Annotated in this window: 21 protein-coding genes; 8 read left to right on the top strand and 13 right to left on the bottom strand. The window is 57.0% G+C overall.

From position 1 onward, the window contains the following. Positions 1-11: 11 nt before the first annotated feature. Complete coding sequence (locus tag ACR0B0_RS04410; RefSeq protein ID WP_170348627.1) at positions 12-470, top strand: SspB family protein; 459 nt, start codon at positions 12-14, stop codon at positions 468-470. 12 nt (positions 471-482) lie between these two features. Here the strand turns inward: ACR0B0_RS04410 and ACR0B0_RS04405 are convergent, their stop codons facing one another. Next, positions 483-1,010: a PH domain-containing protein gene (locus ACR0B0_RS04405; protein WP_226688805.1), complete on the bottom strand. Its 528-nt coding sequence runs from the start codon at positions 1,008-1,010 to the stop codon at positions 483-485. Positions 1,011-1,241: 231 nt separating this feature from the next. On the opposite strand from ACR0B0_RS04405, the gene fumC reads away from it, so the two are divergent. Genes fumC through ACR0B0_RS04385 form a run of 4 tightly spaced genes read left to right on the top strand, consistent with a single transcriptional unit; the run spans position 1,242 to position 3,692 of the window. Continuing rightward, entirely contained in the window at positions 1,242-2,636 is a 1,395-nt protein-coding gene (fumC, locus tag ACR0B0_RS04400; protein WP_170348625.1) for a class II fumarate hydratase, read from the top strand. After that, the gene (locus ACR0B0_RS04395; RefSeq protein WP_170348624.1) at positions 2,636-2,812 is read left to right on the top strand and encodes a DUF4169 family protein; all 177 of its coding nucleotides are present in this window, start codon (positions 2,636-2,638) and stop codon (positions 2,810-2,812) included. Before fumC ends, ACR0B0_RS04395 begins: the two co-directional genes overlap by 1 nt. Then, on the top strand, positions 2,809-3,030 hold the full coding sequence (locus ACR0B0_RS04390) for a ribbon-helix-helix domain-containing protein (RefSeq protein ID WP_480646579.1): 222 nt from the start codon (positions 2,809-2,811) through the stop codon (positions 3,028-3,030). The genes ACR0B0_RS04395 and ACR0B0_RS04390 overlap by 4 nt, the downstream gene beginning before the upstream one ends. 59 nt (positions 3,031-3,089) lie before the next feature. Then, positions 3,090-3,692 (top strand): DNA-3-methyladenine glycosylase I, encoded by a 603-nt coding sequence (locus ACR0B0_RS04385; RefSeq protein ID WP_170348622.1) that lies wholly within the window; start codon positions 3,090-3,092, stop codon positions 3,690-3,692. Positions 3,693-3,698: 6 nt separating this feature from the next. On the opposite strand, the gene ACR0B0_RS04380 is transcribed toward ACR0B0_RS04385, so the two are convergent. From ACR0B0_RS04380 to ACR0B0_RS04365, 4 genes are all read right to left on the bottom strand, one after another. After that, complete coding sequence (locus ACR0B0_RS04380; protein ID WP_170348621.1) at positions 3,699-4,580, bottom strand: fructose bisphosphate aldolase; 882 nt, start codon at positions 4,578-4,580, stop codon at positions 3,699-3,701. 73 nt (positions 4,581-4,653) lie between these two features. Beyond that, complete coding sequence (locus tag ACR0B0_RS04375; protein ID WP_480646577.1) at positions 4,654-6,003, bottom strand: cytochrome P450; 1,350 nt, start codon at positions 6,001-6,003, stop codon at positions 4,654-4,656. Beyond that, positions 6,000-7,214: a hypothetical protein gene (locus ACR0B0_RS04370; protein ID WP_480646576.1), complete on the bottom strand. Its 1,215-nt coding sequence runs from the start codon at positions 7,212-7,214 to the stop codon at positions 6,000-6,002. The genes ACR0B0_RS04375 and ACR0B0_RS04370 overlap by 4 nt, the downstream gene beginning before the upstream one ends. 55 nt (positions 7,215-7,269) lie before the next feature. Beyond that, positions 7,270-8,022, bottom strand: coding sequence for a cytochrome c biogenesis CcdA family protein (locus ACR0B0_RS04365; RefSeq protein WP_425080690.1), 753 nt, complete (start codon positions 8,020-8,022; stop codon positions 7,270-7,272). A 105-nt stretch (positions 8,023-8,127) separates the two neighbouring features. On the opposite strand from ACR0B0_RS04365, the gene ACR0B0_RS04360 reads away from it, so the two are divergent. Next, entirely contained in the window at positions 8,128-8,361 is a 234-nt protein-coding gene (locus ACR0B0_RS04360; RefSeq protein WP_170348617.1) for a sulfurtransferase TusA family protein, read from the top strand. Positions 8,362-8,416: 55 nt separating this feature from the next. Here ACR0B0_RS04360 and ACR0B0_RS04355 read toward each other — a convergent pair whose 3' ends face one another. The 7 genes from ACR0B0_RS04355 to purC all read right to left on the bottom strand — a co-directional run bounded on the left by ACR0B0_RS04355 (position 8,417) and on the right by purC (position 17,535). Then, positions 8,417-11,269 (bottom strand): Rne/Rng family ribonuclease, encoded by a 2,853-nt coding sequence (locus ACR0B0_RS04355; protein ID WP_480646573.1) that lies wholly within the window; start codon positions 11,267-11,269, stop codon positions 8,417-8,419. A 512-nt stretch (positions 11,270-11,781) separates the two neighbouring features. After that, complete coding sequence (locus tag ACR0B0_RS04350; protein WP_170348615.1) at positions 11,782-13,116, bottom strand: sigma-54-dependent transcriptional regulator; 1,335 nt, start codon at positions 13,114-13,116, stop codon at positions 11,782-11,784. Between the two features lie 13 nt (positions 13,117-13,129). Further along, on the bottom strand, positions 13,130-14,908 hold the full coding sequence (locus tag ACR0B0_RS04345) for a sensor histidine kinase (protein ID WP_170348614.1): 1,779 nt from the start codon (positions 14,906-14,908) through the stop codon (positions 13,130-13,132). A 36-nt stretch (positions 14,909-14,944) separates the two neighbouring features. After that, positions 14,945-15,613, bottom strand: a complete 669-nt coding sequence (gene purQ / locus ACR0B0_RS04340; RefSeq protein ID WP_480646571.1) for a phosphoribosylformylglycinamidine synthase subunit PurQ — start codon at positions 15,611-15,613, stop codon at positions 14,945-14,947. Positions 15,614-15,636: 23 nt separating this feature from the next. Beyond that, a complete protein-coding gene (purS, locus tag ACR0B0_RS04335; protein ID WP_170348612.1) occupies positions 15,637-15,867 on the bottom strand; it encodes a phosphoribosylformylglycinamidine synthase subunit PurS in 231 nt (76 codons plus the stop codon). A gap of 116 nt (positions 15,868-15,983) precedes the next feature. Beyond that, positions 15,984-16,646, bottom strand: coding sequence for a MarC family protein (locus tag ACR0B0_RS04330; protein ID WP_170348611.1), 663 nt, complete (start codon positions 16,644-16,646; stop codon positions 15,984-15,986). A 133-nt stretch (positions 16,647-16,779) separates the two neighbouring features. Next, on the bottom strand, positions 16,780-17,535 hold the full coding sequence (purC, locus tag ACR0B0_RS04325; RefSeq protein ID WP_170358332.1) for a phosphoribosylaminoimidazolesuccinocarboxamide synthase: 756 nt from the start codon (positions 17,533-17,535) through the stop codon (positions 16,780-16,782). A 187-nt stretch (positions 17,536-17,722) separates the two neighbouring features. Here purC and ACR0B0_RS04320 point away from each other — a divergent pair, with 187 nt between their 5' ends. Beyond that, positions 17,723-18,040 carry a DUF1476 domain-containing protein gene (locus ACR0B0_RS04320; RefSeq protein ID WP_425080692.1) on the top strand — a complete coding sequence of 106 codons (318 nt, stop codon included), beginning with the start codon at positions 17,723-17,725 and terminating at the stop codon, positions 18,038-18,040. Positions 18,041-18,162: 122 nt separating this feature from the next. Next, entirely contained in the window at positions 18,163-19,179 is a 1,017-nt protein-coding gene (gene bmt, locus ACR0B0_RS04315; RefSeq protein WP_170348608.1) for a betaine--homocysteine S-methyltransferase, read from the top strand. Positions 19,180-19,184: 5 nt separating this feature from the next. Here the strand turns inward: bmt and ACR0B0_RS04310 are convergent, their stop codons facing one another. After that, positions 19,185-19,961, bottom strand: coding sequence for an enoyl-CoA hydratase-related protein (locus tag ACR0B0_RS04310; RefSeq protein WP_170348607.1), 777 nt, complete (start codon positions 19,959-19,961; stop codon positions 19,185-19,187). Positions 19,962-20,020: the final 59 nt, after the last annotated feature.

Raw genomic sequence — 20,020 nt, 5'->3', positions numbered from 1 at the left:
GAGGATGACACATGTCGCAAGACATCGATTATGGAAACTTGATGCACACCGCGATGCGCGGGCTCATCAAATCCGTTCTGAACAGCGTTGCCGATAATGGCCTGCCTGGGGCGCATCATTTCTTTATCACCTTCGATACGCGTCAGGATGGCGTGGAACTGGCGGATTGGCTGCGCGAGCGGTACCCCGAAGAAATGACAATTGTCATGCAGCACTGGTTCGAAAATCTAGAGGTCGGCGACGAAGGCTTTGCCATCACGCTGAACTTTGGAGACGCACCGGAACCGCTATACATCCCTTATGCGGCGATCAAAACCTTCGTCGACCCATCCGTCGAATTCGGCTTGCGGTTTGAAAGCCCCGATGATGAGGAAGAAGCCGACCCCATCGTCGAAGAATCAATCGAGGTTGAGGAAGGGGCAGATCAACAAGACGCCGAGGTCGTCTCGCTGGACAGTTTCCGCAAATAATTGCTCAATAGACTATTGTTTTTTAAGAAAAGTCTCGACCGAACGGGACTTTTCCCCATTGCGGAACCGCGAAAACGACAGATCCAGACCGCCCTCAGCCAATGTACGGTCGTATTGCTGCAATTCGTAGTCGCCGGTTTCGCCGATAAACAGGGAAAATACGGTTAGAGTATCACCTTGGATCCGGCCCCAGACAAAGGGTTCGCCCTGCATCGGGTCAAGCGGTACTTCGTGTCCGAACACATTGCGTTTCATCGCAGCCGAAAAAACATCTGCCCGGTCGGACTGTTTGAAATCAATCGAGAATTTCTGTTCCTTGATGCGGCCATCCGCCTTGTAGGTCGTTGTCGTCCAACTGATGTTAAAACCGTTCTTCATCTCGTGAATCGACACGCTCATGTCGCGTGGCGTTTCGGTACCGTCATCATCGACAACACTTGCAGATCCAACATAGTCGCCGACAAAAGGCGAAATATCCGCCGCTTGGACAGGAACGCCAGATAATGCGATCAAAAACAGGAAGCCCAGCGAAAAGACTATATATTTCAAGAAATAAGTCTGAACCAATTTGCCCACCGGAGCCTCCAATTTGGTGATCCTATTATTGTAGCGGACACGTATGCACGCACAATGCGTTTCACAAGAAATTTCACCGTCCCTTCCACCTATACCTCTGGCACCCTTAAGTTTATGGTGCGCGCAACTGGCCGATTGCTCTGCAACTATGTTGCGGGTAAATGGCATACGAACGTATACACTACGGAGTGACAGATGTCTCAGACCCGCACCGAATCCGACAGCTTTGGCCCGTTGGAGGTTCCTTCTGACAAGTATTGGGGTGCCCAAACGCAGCGATCGATCATGAACTTCCCGATCGGTTGGGAAAAGCAACCCGTTGCCATCGTGCGCGCGCTGGGCGTGATCAAAAAAGCCTGTGCGATGGAAAACAAAGCCATAGGTAAGCTGGATGCAAAGATCGCGGATGCCATCATTCAGGCCGCTGGCGAAGTGATCGAAGGCAAGTTTGACGACAATTTTCCTCTGGTCGTCTGGCAGACCGGTTCGGGTACGCAGTCGAACATGAACTCGAACGAGGTGATCGCCAACCGCGCGATCGAAATCCTCGGCGGTGTTATTGGTTCGAAAGAGCCTGTTCACCCCAACGACCACTGCAACATGGGCCAATCGTCGAACGACACCTTCCCCACAGCCATGCATATCGCCACCGCGATGAGCGTGCGCGATGTGCTGTTGCCGGGTCTTGAAAAATTCGCTTCGGCGCTGGAAGCCAAAGCAAAAGAGTTTGCAGGCATCATCAAAATCGGCCGGACCCATACTCAGGACGCGACGCCACTGACGCTGGAACAGGAATTTGGCGGTTATGCGCACCAGATCCGTCAGGGTATCGCCCGTGTCCAAGCGTCGATGCCTGGAATTTATGAACTGGCGCAAGGTGGTACGGCTGTTGGTACTGGCCTGAACACCCATAACGGCTGGGATGAGGCCGTGGCCAAGAACATGGCAGACATCACCGGCCTGCCCTTCATCACCGCACCGAACAAGTTCGAGGCACTGGCCGCCCATGACGCCATGGTGTTCCTGTCGGGCGCTTTGGCGACCATCGCGGGCTCTTGCTACAAAATCGCCAACGACATCCGTCTGCTGGGTTCCGGCCCACGTTCTGGTCTGGGTGAGTTGATCTTGCCGGAAAACGAACCTGGCTCGTCAATCATGCCGGGTAAGGTGAACCCAACACAGGCCGAGGCGCTGACCCAAGTGGCCGCGCATGTCATGGGCAATGACGCAGCGATGAAGTTTGCCGGTTCGCAAGGTCACTTCCAGCTGAACGTCTATAACCCGATGATGTCCTACAACCTGCTGCAATCGATTCAACTGCTGGGCGACGCAACCGACAGCTTTACCGAGCGGATGCTGCTGGGCATCAAGGCTAACGAGCCGCGCATCGACAAGCTGATGAAGGAATCGCTGATGCTGGTGACCGCTCTAGCCCCGACGATTGGCTATGACAACGCCACAAAGGTTGCCAAAACCGCACACAAAAACGGCACCACCCTCAAGGAAGAGGCCATCGCGCTGGGCTTTGTGGATGAAGAGACCTTTGACGCCGTTGTCCGCCCCGAACATATGATCGGCCCGAAAGACTGATGGGTAAGCCGGTCAATCTGAACCGGTACAGAAAAGCAAAGGCTCGGGCCGAGAAAAAGGCCCGCGCCGACCAGAACGCTGTCAAATTCGGGCGCAGCAAGGTCGAAAAGGTCGAGGCCAAGTTCGAACAGGACAAACAGCGCCGCGACATGGACAATCACGAGTTGGATGAATGAGCAGTCGCCCGGTCAAACGCTCACTGACTTTAAAAGGTCATCGTACTTCGGTGTCCCTTGAGGATGAGTTCTGGCAAGCCTTTCGCGACATTTCGAAAGAAAAAGAAATGGCAATAAATGCGTTGGCGGCTGAGATTGACGTCGAACGTGACCCCGATATCGGTCTAGCTTCAGCCATTCGAGTTTATGTTCTGAATTGGTATCGCACCCGCGATTGATGCTTGTCAGCTTGTTTCCTTTGCATGTACCCTGATCCGGAACAAAAGGGGTACAACATATGAGCAAGACTGTAACCGGACCCGATGGACAACCGCGCTGCGCTTGGTGCCAAGCCGCCCCTGAGTTCTTTGAGTATCACGATCAAGAATGGGGCTATCCGGTCGCGGACGATCAGCGATTGTTCGAAAAGCTTTGCCTTGAAAGCTTTCAGTCCGGACTTAGTTGGCGAACAATACTGAACAAGCGCGAGAATTTTCGCAAAGCGTTTAATCAATTCGATTTTAACGCTGTAGCTGCATTTACTAATGCAGACATCGAGCGTCTCTTACAGAACGAAGGCATCATACGTCATCGCGGCAAGATCGAGGCCGTGATCAACAATGCCCGCTGCGCGCAGGACCTTATCGTGGCCGAGGGTTCTCTGGCCGCTTATGTGTGGCGATACGAGGCCGACAACCCGCCTGCGCCGCAAAATGCGTCAACCTCGGCCGAGTCCATTGCAATGTCGAAGGATTTGAAAAAACGCGGTTGGAAGTTTGTTGGTCCAACCACGGTATTTGCTTTCATGCAGGCCATGGGGTTGGTCAACGACCACGCAATCGGCTGTACCATGCGTGAAAAAGCGGCGCAGATGCGCCGCGAATTCATCAAGCCAGAATAGCGCCTCTTAGACCGAGGCGCGGAAGATCTTGTCAATATTGCCGCCCAGAGCCGTATTGAACTCAGCATCTGATTGCTGTTTGGACAGCCCTTCGGTCAACGCGCGCGAAAACGACGCAATCATCTTGCCGTTCTGGTTCAGCAGATCACAGGCTTGCTCGGTTGAATAACCACCAGACAAGGCCACTACGCGGACAACACGAGGGTGGTCGGCCAGTTCGTCGAACAGGTTGGCATTGGTGGGGATGGTCAGTTTCAGCATGATGTCCTGCCCCTCGTCCAGTTGATCGAGGTTCTTCAGGATTTCGGCCTTCAGAATATCCTCGGCCTCGGCCTTGGTGGCGGAATTGATGTTCACTTCGGGCTCGACAATCGGAACCATGCCTGCGGCAACAACCACGCGCGCGACGTCAAATTGCTGGGCAACTACGGCGGCAATTCCTTCGGCGTTGGCTTCATGGATCACCGAGCGTTCCTTGGTGCCGAACACGCCATCCACCTTGGCCAGTGTTTCCGCCAGGCCAGGAATCGGTTTCATCATCTGTACACCGTTGGCCTGATCTTCCAGACCCTTGTCGATCTTCAGGAACGGCACGATACCTTTCTGCGACCACAGGTAATCGGCGACTTTGCGGCCATCGATTTCCTCGCCCAGCGTGCGTTCGAACAGGATCGCGCCGATCACTTTGTCCTTGGTAAAGTCGTCAGCCAGAATAATGCGTGCGCGCATTTTCTGGATTTCACCGAACATTTCCTCGTCCGAGCTATAGTCCGAGGCCTCAACCCCATAAAGAGCCAGCGCCTTAGGCGTCGACCCGCCGCTTTGATCCAGGGCCGCAATGAAACCCGCGCCGTTGGACATCTGCTCGCGCTGTTCTGCTTTGGACATAAGACTTTCCCGTTTAACAATGATTCCGCATTTTGCACTCGCATACAGCAAGGCGGCGGGCGATGGTAGCGTGTTAGCGCTCAACCACGCGCAGCCAGATGCCATCTTTGGACCGTACCGTCAGATGCGCCACTGGCACTGGTGTGCGATCTTCAACCAGTTCGAACCGGAATTTTCGCAACAACATCGACAACAGCAATGGCCCTTCGACCATGGCGAACCCGGCCCCGGTACACACGCGGGGACCGGCGGAAAAAGGGATATATGCGTGGCGTTGGCAGGTTTTCCCGTTTTCGGTAGACCATCGAGTAGGATCGAAATCATCGGGTCGATCCCACAAACGCTCTTGCCGATGCAGGTGCCAGGGGCTGATGACGATCTGCGCGCCCTTGGGAATGTCCCGCCCCCGGAATTGTTCGGGGCACGTCGCCTCGCGCACCATCATCGGTACCGGAGGGTACAGGCGCAGCGCCTCGCGAAATACATCGCGGCTGAGCTTCAAACTGGACACTGCGCTAAAGCTGGGATCATTCAGAATTTCCGCCTCAGCGCTTAGTATTTCCTGCCATTCGGGGTAAAGCGCCATCAAATACAGCGTCCAGGCCAGCGCTGATGCACTGGTTTCATGCCCAGCCAGGAAAAAGATGGCGACCTGATCCACCATCTCTTGCGTGTCGAAACAATGACCGGTTTCCGGATCAGGTGTGGTCATGATCTTGGTTGCCAAGTCGTCCGGCGCCTGACCAGTGGCGATCAGATCGGCACGCTCTGCTATTAGACCCGAAATCAAAGCCCGGATATCCTGCGCGTTTCTGCGCGTATTGCGCGCATGCAACCGGGGCACCCACTTCGGTACCGGAATAAAGGCCGCCAGGTTCAACAAAGGCTGTTGCCGCTGATAGGCTCGGAACTTTTCGAACACCTGCGCGGCTACTTCATGTTCAATCGGAACTGAGAAGAGCGTTCGGAAAATCACGTCCGCCGCGGCGTGGCTGATAACCTCCTCGCATTCAATCACCTGCCCCGCTTGCCCTTTCAACCGCGTGACACAGGCTTGCGCGGCTTCCAGCATGGCTGGGAATGTGTCTTTCAACCGCCCGCCTTCAAAGGCCGGGTCGATGATGCGGCGCTGCCGTTTCCAGGTCTCACCATTGGTCAGAAAGACCGAGTCACCCAATAGCGGGCGCAACCCCTCGCTAATGCGACCAGATTTCGGGAAATCGTCAGGGCGCTGCTTAAGGACGGTTTCTACAAGCTCGGGCTGGTTGATCATGTAGGATCGAAAGAACGGGGTTCGAAACTCGGCCATCCAGGCCCGGTACAGGCGCTGTGGCTGGGCCGATAACAGGTCCTTGCGGAACAGTTTCAGATAGCGCCACAGAGAGACCTTATCCGGGCGGGATGTTGGTTTGGGCGGCTTCACGGAAGAACCGACCTGTATTTCGAAACCGGCTGGTCGATACGCGATTTTGACGGATCACGGCCTTGAAACCTTTGCGCCAATGAAAGCGGCCCTGCGGTAACGCGGAAATAGTCATAATCACCGGGGCGATCAAACGCGCAGAGATACTGAAAATGCAGCCGGAAAAACCGCCAGCGCAGCTCGTGCCAGCGTTCTGGCGACAGAGTCTGTGTAAAGGCCGCGGACAGCACCAGCGGCCAACGTTTTTGATCGGGGGCAACGCCACTGACGCCCACTGGGTCACATAGAGCAAAGGCACACCCATCCCCCGGAGCGGACACGTCAACCCAGGTGAGTTCACTTCGGGTCGACAGAAATTGCAGATCGGTGCGCAAATCCCTGGCGTCCGGCAGGAATGAGACCATAGGCACCACCTGCCCAAGGCTTAGAAAGGACAGGATCGGGCCGTCACTGGGAAGGTTTTGCGAACGGATCAGATCAGCCAGCACCATCACACCCAGATGCGCCCCCGATGAATGGCCAACGACCAGAACCTCATCCACATCCGTCTCAAGTGCGCGTTGAATATGTTTGGTAAATTCGGCCAGACGTGACCGTAACTCGGCTGGGGTGGCGCCATTCAACGCAGCCGAATAGGCATAGTCGTGCATCAGGTAATACGCAAACAAGCGATTATCGATCTTGCGAAACCAGAGCAGCAAAGCATAAGCGGCCGTTATTGCCGGCACCATGGCCACCCACCAAGCAACAGGCCATAGCAACGCCGCAAATATCCACAGCACGCCTAGCGACAGGGCCAATTGCGCAATCAGCATGCCGACAGGATACAACGCTGCAATCACTGGCCCTTTGCGCAAGCACATAAGGCGCCACAATGCCCCTGACCCAATATAAATCCAGGCCGTGCGCACAAGCTGCAAGTAGGCCGCGGGGATCGAATTCGACATGCTGTCGCGCACGATGTCCGACCAGACCAAGACCTCGATATCTGCCTCGACGTCGACGCCATCCTGGTGCGAGCGGACATGCCAGCCGTACGGACCGTCACCTGATTTGGGCGACAGTGAGATCTCGTAGCCTGAGATTTCCGCCTGCACCCGACCTTCTTTTCGGTACAGCTCTCGATATCGCCGAGGGTGAATCGGATCGTAGCCGGGTATGTAGAAAACCCGACGCCGTCTTACCTGAGGCTGATTTGTGTGACTGCTCATGGCCTTACCTTCTGCGGCGCAGGTTAACGCAGCCTTGCCGCCAAGGTAAGTCAGATCATCCGAAATTGGCGAGTACGGGGAAGGTTTCCAGCAGCCACCAGCTGAACTCGGTGAACAGGCCAGTGATCAGCATGATGCCGACGAACAGCAGCAGACCCCCCATGACCTTTTCAATCGTACCCATGTAAGGCTTGATCCGGTTCATTACTGACATCGACCGGTTCAGGAACATCGCGGCCAGTAGGAACGGAATACCCAGACCTGCCGCATAAACACCCAGCAACAACGTACCCCGCGCAACCGAGGACTCGGACGCCGCCAGCGACAGGATCGCACCCAGTTGCGGTCCGATGCACGGAGTCCAGCCGAACGCAAAGGCCAGACCCAGGATATAGGCACCAAAGACCGAGCCGCCGGAATCTCCGGTTTCGATCCGCGCCTCACGATCCAGGAAAGGAATGCGGAAAACATTCAGGAAATGCAGACCAAAGACAATCACCACTGCACCGGAGAGTTTGGCGAAAAGCACCTGGTTCTGCAGCACGAATACCCCAAAGGCCGATGCTGTGAACCCCAATAACAAGAACACCGTGGACAGACCAAGCACAAAGAACAGCGCCGACATCGTCGCCTTACGCCGCGCACGCGCCTCATCCTGCATCTCGTTGATGGTCACACCGCTCATATACGCCAGATAAGGTGGCACGATGGGCAGAACGCAAGGCGACAAGAAGCTGATCAGCCCGCCCAGCATCGCGATGAACATGGCGGGCAGCAGGCCCGCGTCTATGATATCAATTCCGAACATAAATCAGCACATATGGTATCAACCCCGCCACGTCACGGGGCCATTCGGTCACATCCCCGTGCTTAGACGCTGGACACTGCGTCAACTTGGAAATATCTGCACATTATGTCTAGCCCCACTGAAACATTGGATGCGCTGGGTCTTTTGTGCCCTTTGCCCGTCCTGAAAGCCAGAAAACGCCTTAAATCTATGCCCTCGGGGGCAATTTTGCGCGTGTTGGCCGATGATCCTGCCGCCATCATCGATGTTCCGCATTTCTGCACCGAAAGTGGGCACCAGCTGGTGTCACAAGAGGATGCGGACGGACACCAGATCTACCTGATACAAAAATCAGGCTGAGGTGGAAACACGTCTGGTTCAAGAAAAAGGCGGGCTCAAAGCCCGCCTTTCTTTTTTATTGCCCCAAGGACCACCACCCGCGCCGTTTCGGCTTGGGCGGTTCGCTGGGTTGCTCAGGCTCTTCGGCCACAACTTCCAGAACAGGCTCAGGCGTTTCTGCAACCGGCTCTTCCAGCGCTACTTCGACTTCAGCGGTCTGGACAGTCTCGGCAACCTCTTCCACAGCTTCTTCAGCTTCGACAGCAACTTCGGTAATCACTTCTGTCTCGGTTACCTCATCCACTGTCGGCGCATCGGCTTCCGCTGAAACCGGTTCGGTCACCACCTCAGCAGCTTCGGGCTGTTCAACGGCTTGTTCCGGCGCAGGTTCTTCTGCAGCGGTTTCCTCGGCCTGCTTAGCGACTGTTTCCTCAGCTTTATCAGCGGGTGTTTCGTCAGTTGCTTCAACCGTTTCCGCGTCTTTCTTACGACGGCGCGGCGCACGGCGGCGTTTCGGTTTTTCAGCTTTTTCTTCCGCTGCGGCTTCCTCAGATTGAGCCTCAGAAGGTGCTTCTTCCGTAGCTTCGGCTGCCGCCTCACCGTCCTCTGCAGTGGCTTCAGGCGTATCCCCCGAGCCGTTGCTTTTCTTACGACGACGGCGGCGACGTTTGCGCTTGGGCTTAGTCTCTTCTTCGACCTGAACCGCCGTTTCTTCTTCGACGGCTTCGTCCTCGTCCGCATCCACCAGATCCATCAGCGTTGCGTCCACGGATACAACCGGCGCTGTCGCCTCGGGCACGATACGGCTGGCGGTCTTAAACTTCTCCATCGAGAAATCGGGACTGACCAGGTGCACGTCGCCTTCGATGCGAACTGACAAGCCATAACGTGCTTCGATCTGCGCAATATGTTCCCGCTTTTGGTTCATCAGGAAATTAGAGATACTGACCGGGCAGCGCACCAGAACCTCGCGCGAGCGGCGGCGCGTGCCCTCCTCTTCGATCTGACGCAGGATGGTCAGCGCCATGTTGTCATCCGACCGGATCAACCCGGTGCCATGACAGGACGGGCACGGCTGTGTTGTCGCCTCCAGCATGCCAGGGCGCAGACGCTGTCGGCTCATCTCCATCAGGCCAAAGCCGGATATCCGACCCACCTGAATACGCGCGCGGTCTGTCTTGAGCTTGTCTTTCAAACGCTTTTCAACGGCCGAGTTGTTCTTACGCTCGTCCATGTCGATAAAGTCGATGACAATCAGACCAGCAAGATCGCGCAACCGAAGTTGCCGCGCCACTTCTTCAGCGGCCTCAAGATTGGTCTTAAGCGCGGTTTCCTCGATCGAGCCTTCCTTGGTTGCCCGGCCCGAGTTCACGTCGATCGCCACCAACGCTTCGGTCACGCCGATCACGATATACCCGCCGGACTTCAGCTGCACCGTCGGGTTGAACATGCCGGTCAGATAGCTTTCGACCTGATAGCGTGCGAACAGCGGCAGTGCGTCTTCATACCGTTTCACGTTCTTCGCGTGGGACGGCATGATCATTTTCATGAAGTCCTTGGCGATGCGGTAACCGCCTTCACCCTCGACCAGAACCTCATCAATCTCACGATTATAGAGATCGCGGATCGACCGTTTGATCAGGTCGCCCTCTTCATAAATCTTGGCGGGCGCGATGGACTTCAGCGTCAGCTCGCGGATCTGCTCCCACATGCGCTGCAGATACTCATAGTCGCGTTTGATTTCGGACTTGGTGCGCTTGGCCCCCGCAGTCCGAATGATCAGGCCCGCACCAGTCGGCACGTCAATTTCAGCCGCGATTTCCTTTAGTTTCTTACGATCCGGGGCATTGGTGATCTTGCGGCTGATGCCACCGCCACGCGCGGTGTTGGGCATCAGAACGCAATAGCGACCCGCCAGCGACAGGTATGTGGTCAACGCGGCGCCCTTGTTGCCACGCTCTTCCTTGACGACTTGTACCAGCAGAACCTGGCGTACCTTGATCACTTCTTGAATCTTATAGCGACGTGGACGCGGCTTGCGCGGCGGACGGATGTCCTCGCTGTCGTCCTCATCAGCAACTGACTCAATGCTATCATCCTTAGCCGATGCGTCTGAACGAGGTTTTTCTTCGGCCTCGTCTTCGTCTTCGGCGTCGGTTTTGGTGGCTTCCGCAGCAGGCGCGTCGTCTGCGTTGTCGTCTGCAGCGCTTTCGGCTTCAGCCTCCCCTTCAGGAGAGGCATCTTTTGCCTCAACGTCTGCAGTTTCTTCTACAGGCTCCGCAGATACCTCTTCCGTGGCGGCTTCCTCAGCCTCGGCAGCAGGCTCCTCCGCGGTCGCAGGCTCTTCTGTCTCAGCGGCAGGTGCCTCAACTTCATCCGAGGCTTCTGCGTCATCGCTGGGTTCCTCAACCGGCGTCTCAGCAACATGATCCATCGGAGAGGTGCCTTCTGGAACAGACAGATCAGCCCCTTCTTCGCCCTCATCCAGATCAATCGTTTCCATGCCTGTTGGCTCAGACGAAACCTCGATGGATTCGACTGCGTCGTCAGATTTCACATCCGCCGCCTTGGTCCGCGACCGGGACCGGCGCTTTTTAGGCTTGGCTTCTTCCGCCTCGTCCCGCGCCTTCATAGCCTCGGCGTAGGCGCGCTCTTCTTCCATCAGCGCTTCGCGGTCGGCGACCGGAATCTGATAGTAATCCGGGTGGATTTCCGAGAACGCGAGGAACCCATGCCGGTTCCCGCCGTAATCCACAAAGGCCGCCTGAAGGGACGGTTCTACTCGCGTAACTTTTGCTAGATAGATATTGCCAGCAAGCTGACGTTTGTTTTCGGACTCAAAATCGAACTCCTCGACCTTGTTTCCGTCGACCACCACAACGCGGGTTTCCTCCGCGTGGGTGGCATCGATAAGCATTTTCTTAGCCATTTGTCCTTGGTGCACCGCGCCAAACGCGTTGTCCTGGCCCGTCCGGGAGGACAGGCGCTTTTGGGGTGGTGTCTTGTCAGGGCGATATTGGACGGCGCGCGGCAGGGTCTGGCGCTGTGGCCCCCTGCCCGTACTCTCGATCGTTGCGCGCGCGTCATCGCGGTTCTTCTCCGACAGGCGCGGAATGCCGCGTCCTGCCCATTTTTTCCTTTCGCCCGCTCAGGCGGGCTCAGGCGTTCAACTGCCCGGTTAAGGGCATAATCGGTCTGCTTTGCCTCGTGGGGATCATCACCATCCGCGGCAGAGCAGCGAAACTCAAAGCTTGGGGCTTAAGGGCGTAAATAGGCCCGGCCCGTCCCGCCACCATAAAGGCAGTCCTGTGGAAAAGACAATGGGCAAACTGCACGGTTCACTCCGAACACCGGCCAGGATCGCTTCATCTGGCCAAAAATACTTGGGGGAGTGAATTGGCCCAAAGGGCCAAAAGAGGGGGCTGACCCCCTCTCTGGTGTTTACAGGTAATCCGAACGCTGCAGGCTGTATTTGGCCATTTTCTCGTTCAACGTCCGTCGCGGCAGGCATAGCTCTTCCATCACGGACGCAATCGAGCCCTTGTGACGGCGCATCGTGTTGTCGATCAGCATCCGTTCGAACGCCTCGACATATTCCTTCAGCGGCTTGCCCTCAGTCGTCATAACCGGCTGCATTTCTTCGTGATCCGACATCAGCAACGAGGCAATCGTCCCGGAACCCCGGCGAGATTGCAGCACGGCGCGTTCGGCGATGTTGATCAGCTGGCGCACATTGCCTGGCCACGGGGCCTGCAGCAACTGCGCGGCCTCCTGCGCGCTGACCTGCGGTGCGTCACAGCCATATTCTTCAGCAAATTGCTCACTCAAGCGCGTGAACAGCGTCAGGATATCTTCTCCGCGCTGGCGCAAGGGCGGCATGGTAATCCGAAGCGCGGCCAAGCGATAAAACAGGTCCGGACGCAAGACATCTTCACTGGTTTTACCTGCCTCTTGCAGGTTCGAAATTGCAACGATCCTGGTCTCGGCCGGCGTACCCTGATCGTTCATGACGCTCAGCAGTCGGGCCTGCAGCGTGTCACTGAGGGCTTCGACATCTTCCAGCACCAACGTCCCACCGCGCGCCTCTTCAATCGCGGGCAGTTGCGCGTCTTCGGGCATCATCGGACCGAACAGACGTTTCGACAGCGCCTCTTCTTCCAGCGCTGCGCACGAAACCAGAACGAATTTCTTGCCCGCCCGGCTGCCAACAGCATGCAGAGCATGCGCAACCAGGGTTTTACCCGTGCCGGTCTCACCGTCGATCAGAACATGGCCGTCCGCCTGCCCCAAATCCAGGATATCCTCTCGCAAGCGCTCCATCACCGGGCTGGCCCCGATCAGCTTGTTCATGATCTGAGTGCCGCCGGACAGCTCGCGCCGCAAGGCCCGGTTGTCCAATGTCAGACGGCGTGCATTGCTGGCGCGTTTTGCCAGTTCTGACATGCGGTCCGGGTTGAAAGGCTTTTCAAGAAAGTCGAACGCGCCCACGCGCATCGCCTCAACCGCCATCGGAACATCGCCGTGACCGGTGATCATGATGACCGGTAAGGTGCTATCAGCCCCCATCAGCTTTTTCAGCAATTGAATGCCATCCATTCCCGGCATCTTGATGTCCGAGATGACAATGCCCGGATAATCCGGTCCCAGTACCTTCAGCGCGTCCTCGGCGCTCGAGAACGTTTCAGTGTCATATCCCGACAGTGCCAGCCATTGGCTGATCGACTGGCGCATGTCCTGTTCGTCATCCACAATGGCGATCTTCATGGCCTGTGCCATAGTCATTCCTTTGTTATTCAGCGGCCTCCAGGCCGTCGCTTCCTAGTATCGGCAATTGCATCTCAAACACCGCGCCGCCGTGCTGGCCGTTGCGCGCAGTCAACCGTCCCCCATGGTCGTTCACGATACCCGACGAGATGGCAAGCCCCAACCCGACCCCATCGCCGGGCTGCTTGGTGGTGTAGAAGGGCTCGAACAGATTCTCGATATTCTCGATCCCGTGACCATTGTCGCGGACGGTCAGCACCGCCATGTCACCAGCTGCCAGGATGATTTCAACATCCGGCTCTGATACCGATTTGGTAGCGTCCAGCGCATTGCGCAAGAGGTTCACCATCACTTGTTCGATCCGCATCCGGTCCCCCATCACTATAACGGGTTCTTCGGGCAGGATCTGCGTTATTTTAACGTGTCGCTGCCGCAGCTGCGGTTCCATCATTGACAGGCTGGAAGCCAGCGCTTCGCCAAGATTTACTGGTGAAAACGCATCCGCGCCCTTGCGCGCATAGGATTTAAGCTGTCGGGTGATCGCCCCCATCCGTTCGATCAAGCCGTCGATGCGACCAAAGCTGGCCAACGCCTCTTCGGGGCGGTTTCTGCGCAGCAACAGACGCGCGCCAGCCAGATAAGTTTTCATTGCAGCCAGCGGTTGATTCAACTCGTGGCTGACAGCGGCCGACATCTCACCCAAGGCCGCAAGTTTCGAACTCTGCGCCAGCGTTTGCTCGGCAACTTCCAGTGTCTTTTCAACCCGTTCACGTTCAGCAATTTCCCGCTGTAGCCGCATGTTCAATGCGCGAAGCTCTGCCGACTCGCGCTGGAACAAGGCCATCCGCAAGGTCGCCCGGCGGCTCAGCGCGTAAAAGGCCAGCGCCAGCAGAATCGCGAATCCCATGATTTCGAGCGCCAGAACGCTGTTCACCTTTTCCCGGATCGACGCATAGGTGGTGAATGACGTCATTTGCCAACCGCGGAATGGTATACGCGTCTCCATGCGCATCACGGCCTCACCCTGCAGATAGGCATCAGGCGGCAAGGCGGTCCAATCGGTCGTTGCCCGGATTGCGCGCTGGATGGCCCCTTCGGGCGGCTGACGCAGCATCGCCTCGCCTTCTTGCACGCCGCGCCACTGTGGTTCGGTCGACAAGATGATCGTGCCGGTACTATCTGCCACCATTACCGCGTCCGAAATCCCTGCCCAGGCCAGTTCGAACTTGTGCAAATCGACCTCAACCACGATGACGCCAAGGATTTCGGCGTTGGCTTCCATGCGACGCGAATAGACAAAACTATAGCCGCCGGATTCCTTCGGGATTACCGTAAAGATCGTGGCGTTCGAGCGTACCGCATCAATGAAATAAGGCAAACTCCTGTGTGCCTCACCTAAACGGTTGCGATCGGTGGACGCGACCGAACGCCCATCCCCATCCAACAGCATCAGCGAGGCTGCTCCAATTTCTTCCACAAATGAGATCAGGCGCTGGGTCGACAGAGAATAATCGCTGGATTGAAGCGCCGAGATCAGCGTGGGATCCCGCGAAAGCAGCTGCGGCACAATCGCATTTCTGCGTAGTTCGCTCAGCAGGTTGCCGGAGTACAGGGCTAGACGCAGCTCGGCGCGGTTGCGAGTGGACTCAGTAAATCTGTCCGTCAGCAGCCGGTTTGTGATCCAGATCGTCGCAACAGCGACCACCAGAAGGGTAATGACGGCCAATCGCAGGCGCCACCCAAGGGGCGCGCCGCGAAAAGGTTTTGTCAGAATGGACCAGCCAGAGCGAACATCAGAACTCATCCCGGGAAATTACGCGGGCTTGATCGCAACCTCAAGTCACGCAGGTGCGAGGACCCCCGACAATGCGCGGAACAATGCCGTTCCATCAGTGCCGCCGTGACCTTCATCCGCCGCCCGCTCGGGGTGCGGCATCATCCCCAACACCCGGCGGTTTTCCGACAGGATACCAGCAATATCGCCAACCGAGCCGTTTGGATTCTCGGTATAGGTGAACGCGATCCGATCCTGATCCCGCAACGCAGCCAGAGTGGTGTCATCCGCGAAATAATTGCCGTCGTGGTGTGCAATCGGAATACCGATCACGTCACCGGCGTTGTAACCTTGGGTAAAGGCGCTGTCGCTGGTTTCCACCTTCAGACCGACAGTTTTGCAGATGTATTTCAGACCCGCATTGCGCAGCAATGCACCCGGTAGAACGCCGGTTTCTGTCAGAATCTGGAAGCCATTACAGACACCCACGGCATAGCCACCGCGGTTGGTATGTTCGACAACCGCCTTGCAGATCGGCGATTGCGCGGCAATCGCGCCGCAACGCAGGTAGTCACCATAGGAAAACCCGCCGGGAACGCCCACGATGTCGATGCCCTCGGGCAGCGCGGCATCCTTGTGCCAGACCATGTCGACCTGAAACCCCACCTGTTCAAAAGCGACGGCAAGGTCCCGGTCACAATTGGACCCAGGGAATACGATAACAGCAGCGCGCATGGCGGGGCCTCCGGGGTAAAGGGTCAGACCAGTTCGATTTCGTAGCGTTCGATGACCGTGTTGGCCAACAGCTTTTCGCACATCTCGGTGATGTCGGCCTCGGTCGCACCTGCAGCCAGCTCAAGGTCGATCACCTTGCCTTGACGCACGCCTTCGACCTGATCGAAGCCCATAGCGCCCAATGCGTGCCGCACTGCTTCACCCTGCGGGTCAAGGACCCCATTCTTGAGCATCACATGCACCCGTGCTTTCATTCCTGCAACTCCAGCTAAGGGCCATGGTTCCGGGCCCGTTCCGTTGCGCGGGGGATAACGCGACAAACCGCGTTCGACAACCCTTGTCCGCACACAGTTTGCCGCAGGTGTGACGCTCAGCCACTGCCGGTTAATCCGGGGTAATGCGCATCAATGGCGTTAAACGTACCGGTCAGCACCATTTCGACGGCCACGGCCACAAGAATGATTGCCATAACGCGGGTGATCACGTTGATCATGGTTGGCCCAAAAAACCGCGAGATCGGGTCGGCGAACAGCAACCCCAGCCCGACGATGGCGCAGGCGATCAATACGGCTGAGCCTAATGTCACAATCTCGGCCCCATCCGACAGCGTATGAGCAAACACGATGGTCGTGGCAATCGTGCCGGGTCCGATGGTCAACGGTATTGCCAACGGCACGACGGCAATGTTGCTTTTCTTCTTTTCGCCCTCTGCAACCGCCCTTTGATCACCTTTTGGCGGGTCAGACGCGTTCAGCATCGACATGCCGACCCCCAGAATGATCAACCCGCCGGCAATGCGGAAGGACGGGATGTCGATGCCGAAGACCGCCAGAATCTCTTCGCCAACCAATACCGCGATCAAGGCCACGACAACCACTGTTCCGGTTACGACCAGTGCCACGCGCTTGCGTTCGGGACCCGAGTAGCCTTCGGTCATACTCAGAAAGATCGGGATACCGTAAAGCGGATTGAAGATCGCCAGTAACGCCGCGAGGAATTTCAGAAAAACCGCCTGATCGAACAATTCGGCCATTTCGTGACTATCCTTGATTGCACCTGCCCCGACAATGCGAAGGTGCGGACCGTCTGTCAAACCACCAGAGCAAAAGAAAAAAGCGCCGTCTTAGAAACGGCGCTATTGACAGAATTTACATCCGAAAACCGGCCTAGTTGATCAGCGTGGGCTTGGTCACGTTGCTTTTTGGCAGAACGCCCAGACGTCGTGCGACCTCTGAATAGGCATCAGTCAGATTGCCCAGATCGCGGCGGAACACGTCCTTGTCCAATTTCTGTCCGGTTTCGATATCCCATAGGCGGCAGCTGTCCGGGCTGATCTCGTCCGCGATAATCAGACGCTGATAGTCGCCGTCATAAACGCGGCCAATCTCAATCTTGAAATCGACCAGGCGGATACCCACGGCCAGCATCACGCCACTCAGGAAATCATTCACGCGCAGCGCCAGGCTCAGGATATCTTCCATGTCCTGTTGGCTGGCCCAGCCAAAGGCGGCAATGTGTTCCTCGGTTACCAGAGGATCACCTAGCGCATCATCCTTATAGCAATACTCTACAATCGGGCGCGGCAACTGCGTGCCCTCGGCGATGCCCAGACGTTTCGACATCGTCCCAGCGGCATAGTTGCGCACGATCACTTCCAGCGGCACGATCTCGCAGCTGCGCACTAACTGTTCGCGCATGTTCAGGCGGCGAATAAAGTGGGTCGGCACGCCGATCTGGGTCAGGCCGTTCATGAAGAACTCGCTCAGGCGGTTGTTCAGCACGCCCTTGCCGTCGATCACGTCCTTTTTTTCGGCGTTGAACGCGGTGGCATCATCCTTGAAATATTGCACGATGGTGCCCGGCTCTGGGCCTTCATACAGAATCTTAGCTTTACCTTCGTAGATTTTCTTGCGACGCGCCATAAGCGACCCTTCCAGTCTGGTAAGAGGGAATGAGTCCCCTCACGTTGGCGTCCTCATAGTGCAAGCCCCCCTTTCCCGCAAGTTCGCACACAAGAAAGACTTTGATACAACGCAAATCCCTTGCACGCGGCGTTCTGTATGGTCATATCAACATCAACGATATGTTACTCGAAGAGGTCCCCAACCTATGACGACGTTTGACGAACGCGAAAACGCATTTGAAGCCAAGTTTGCGCATGATGAAGAGATGCAGTTCAAGGCACAGGCCCGCTGCAACAAACTGCTTGGCCTATGGGCCGCGGAAAAGCTGGGCAAAACCGGTGACGAAGCGGAAGAATACGCCAAAGCCGTCGTGAAATCCGATTTTGAAGAAGCCGGTCACGAAGATGTTGTGCGCAAGGTTTCCGGCGATCTGGGTACTTTGTCGTCTGACGATGAAATTCGCGCCAAGATGGCCGAGCTTCTGCCCGAAGCCAAGTCGCAGATTCTTAGCGAGACTGACTAAGGGCTTTTGCCCCACCTCATGATCTTCATGAGATTTATGAGTTTGCTTTGGCGTCCCGGTCATGAGACACGGGGCGCCTCTGTTATTATCAGGCCAATTGCGCCTTTTTCCGGATAACCCCAATGACAAATGCATTGACCGAACTTCTCAAGACCAAAGATGCCATTTTGGCAGACGGTGCAACTGGGACCAACCTGTTCAACATGGGTTTGCAATCGGGTGATGCGCCCGAATTGTGGAACGTGGACGCGCCGGGTAAGATCCGCGCGCTGTATCAAAGCTCGGTGGATGCGGGCAGTGATCTTTTCCTGACCAACACTTTCGGGGGCACGTCGGCCCGGCTAAAGCTGCATGATGCGCAAAACCGCGTGGCCGAGTTGAACCGGATCGGTGCCGAGTTGGGACGTGAGGTTGCTGACAAAGCCGGACGCCCGATCGTTGTGGCCGGATCGGTCGGCCCAACCGGCGAGATTCTGGTGCCCGTTGGCAGCCTGACCCATGCCGACGCCGTCGAAATGTTCCATGAACAGGCCGATGCGCTCAAGGCTGGTGGCGCCGATGTTGTGTGGCTGGAAACCATAAGCGCCCCTGAAGAATTCCGCGCCGCCGCTGAGGCGTTCGCCTTGGCCGATATGCCCTGGTGCGGCACCATGAGCTTTGACACCGCTGGGCGAACCATGATGGGTGTTACTTCGTCCGATCTGGCTCAACTGGTCGAAACCCTGCCCAACCCGCCGATTGCGTTTGGCGCCAACTGCGGCACCGGCGCGTCTGATATCCTGCGCACCGTTCTGGGCTTTGCCGCGCAAGGCACCGAGCGGCCCGTGATCTCGAAGGGCAATGCCGGTATTCCGAAATACGTGGATGGCCACATCCACTATGACGGGACGCCCGAGTTGATGGGTGAATACGCCGCCATGGCGCGCGATGCCGGAGCCACAATCATTGGCGGTTGCTGCGGCACCATGCCCGATCACCTGCGCAAGATGCGCGAAGCGTTGGACACAAAACCGCGCGGTTCGCGCCCGACACTGGATCAGATCACCGATGCCCTGGGGCCGTTTTCCTCGGCCTCGGATGGTACCGGCGACGAAGCCAACGCACCCGAGCGGCGCACGCGCCGTCGCCGCCGCGCCTGAACGGTTCAGCGCCCCTCGAATTTCGGGGGGCGTTTTTCCATGAAGGCGACGACACCTTCGGCAAAATCACGGCTGCGCCCGCATTCCCCTTGTAAATGTGCTTCGGCGGCCAATTGCTGTGGCAGCGTTTTCTCATACGTCCCGCGGATGGCCTGTTTGATCGCGCCAAAACCGGCTGTGGGACCATTCGCCAGATAGGCTGCACGTTTGCGCCAATGGGCATCGAATGTGTCGTCGGACACGGCTTCCCAGATCAGACCCCATTCATCAGCCTGCCGTGCGCTGATCTTGTCCGCGAATAAGGCGGCCCCCATCGCTTTGGCGAACCCCATCTGACGCGGCATGAACCACGTACCGCCCGCATCCGGCAACAACCCGATCCGGGCGAACGCCTGCAGGAAGTATGCGCTTTCAGTGGCGATCACCACATCAGCGCACAGCGCAAGGTTTGCCCCTGCCCCGGCTGCCGGTCCGTTCACAGCCGCAATGGTGGGCACCGGGCAATCATAGATCGTTTCCAGCATCGGTTCATATTCATCGCGCAGCGTGCGTTCTAAATCGACCTTGCCGGTGCTGGACGCATCACCCAGATCCTGTCCTGAACAAAAGGCGCTTCCCGCTCCGGTCAGAACGATCGCCCTTGCATGACGCGCCGCATGTTTCATTGCATGAGTGACTTCGGCCCGCATCTGCGCGGTCATCGCGTTCATCTTGTCGGGCCGGTTCAGGGTGACAACAGCCAAATCATCCGTGATGTCCAAAAGGATTGTTTCGTATTCCATGAACCTTCCCCCAATTCCAAACTTTTCGGAACCCTGACCGAAATGGAGGGGAAGGAAAA

This window comes from Ruegeria sp. BA12, assembly GCF_056539625.1.
Note: the sequence above shows the minus strand (reverse complement) of the source record. Positions and strands in the feature narration are given on the sequence as shown.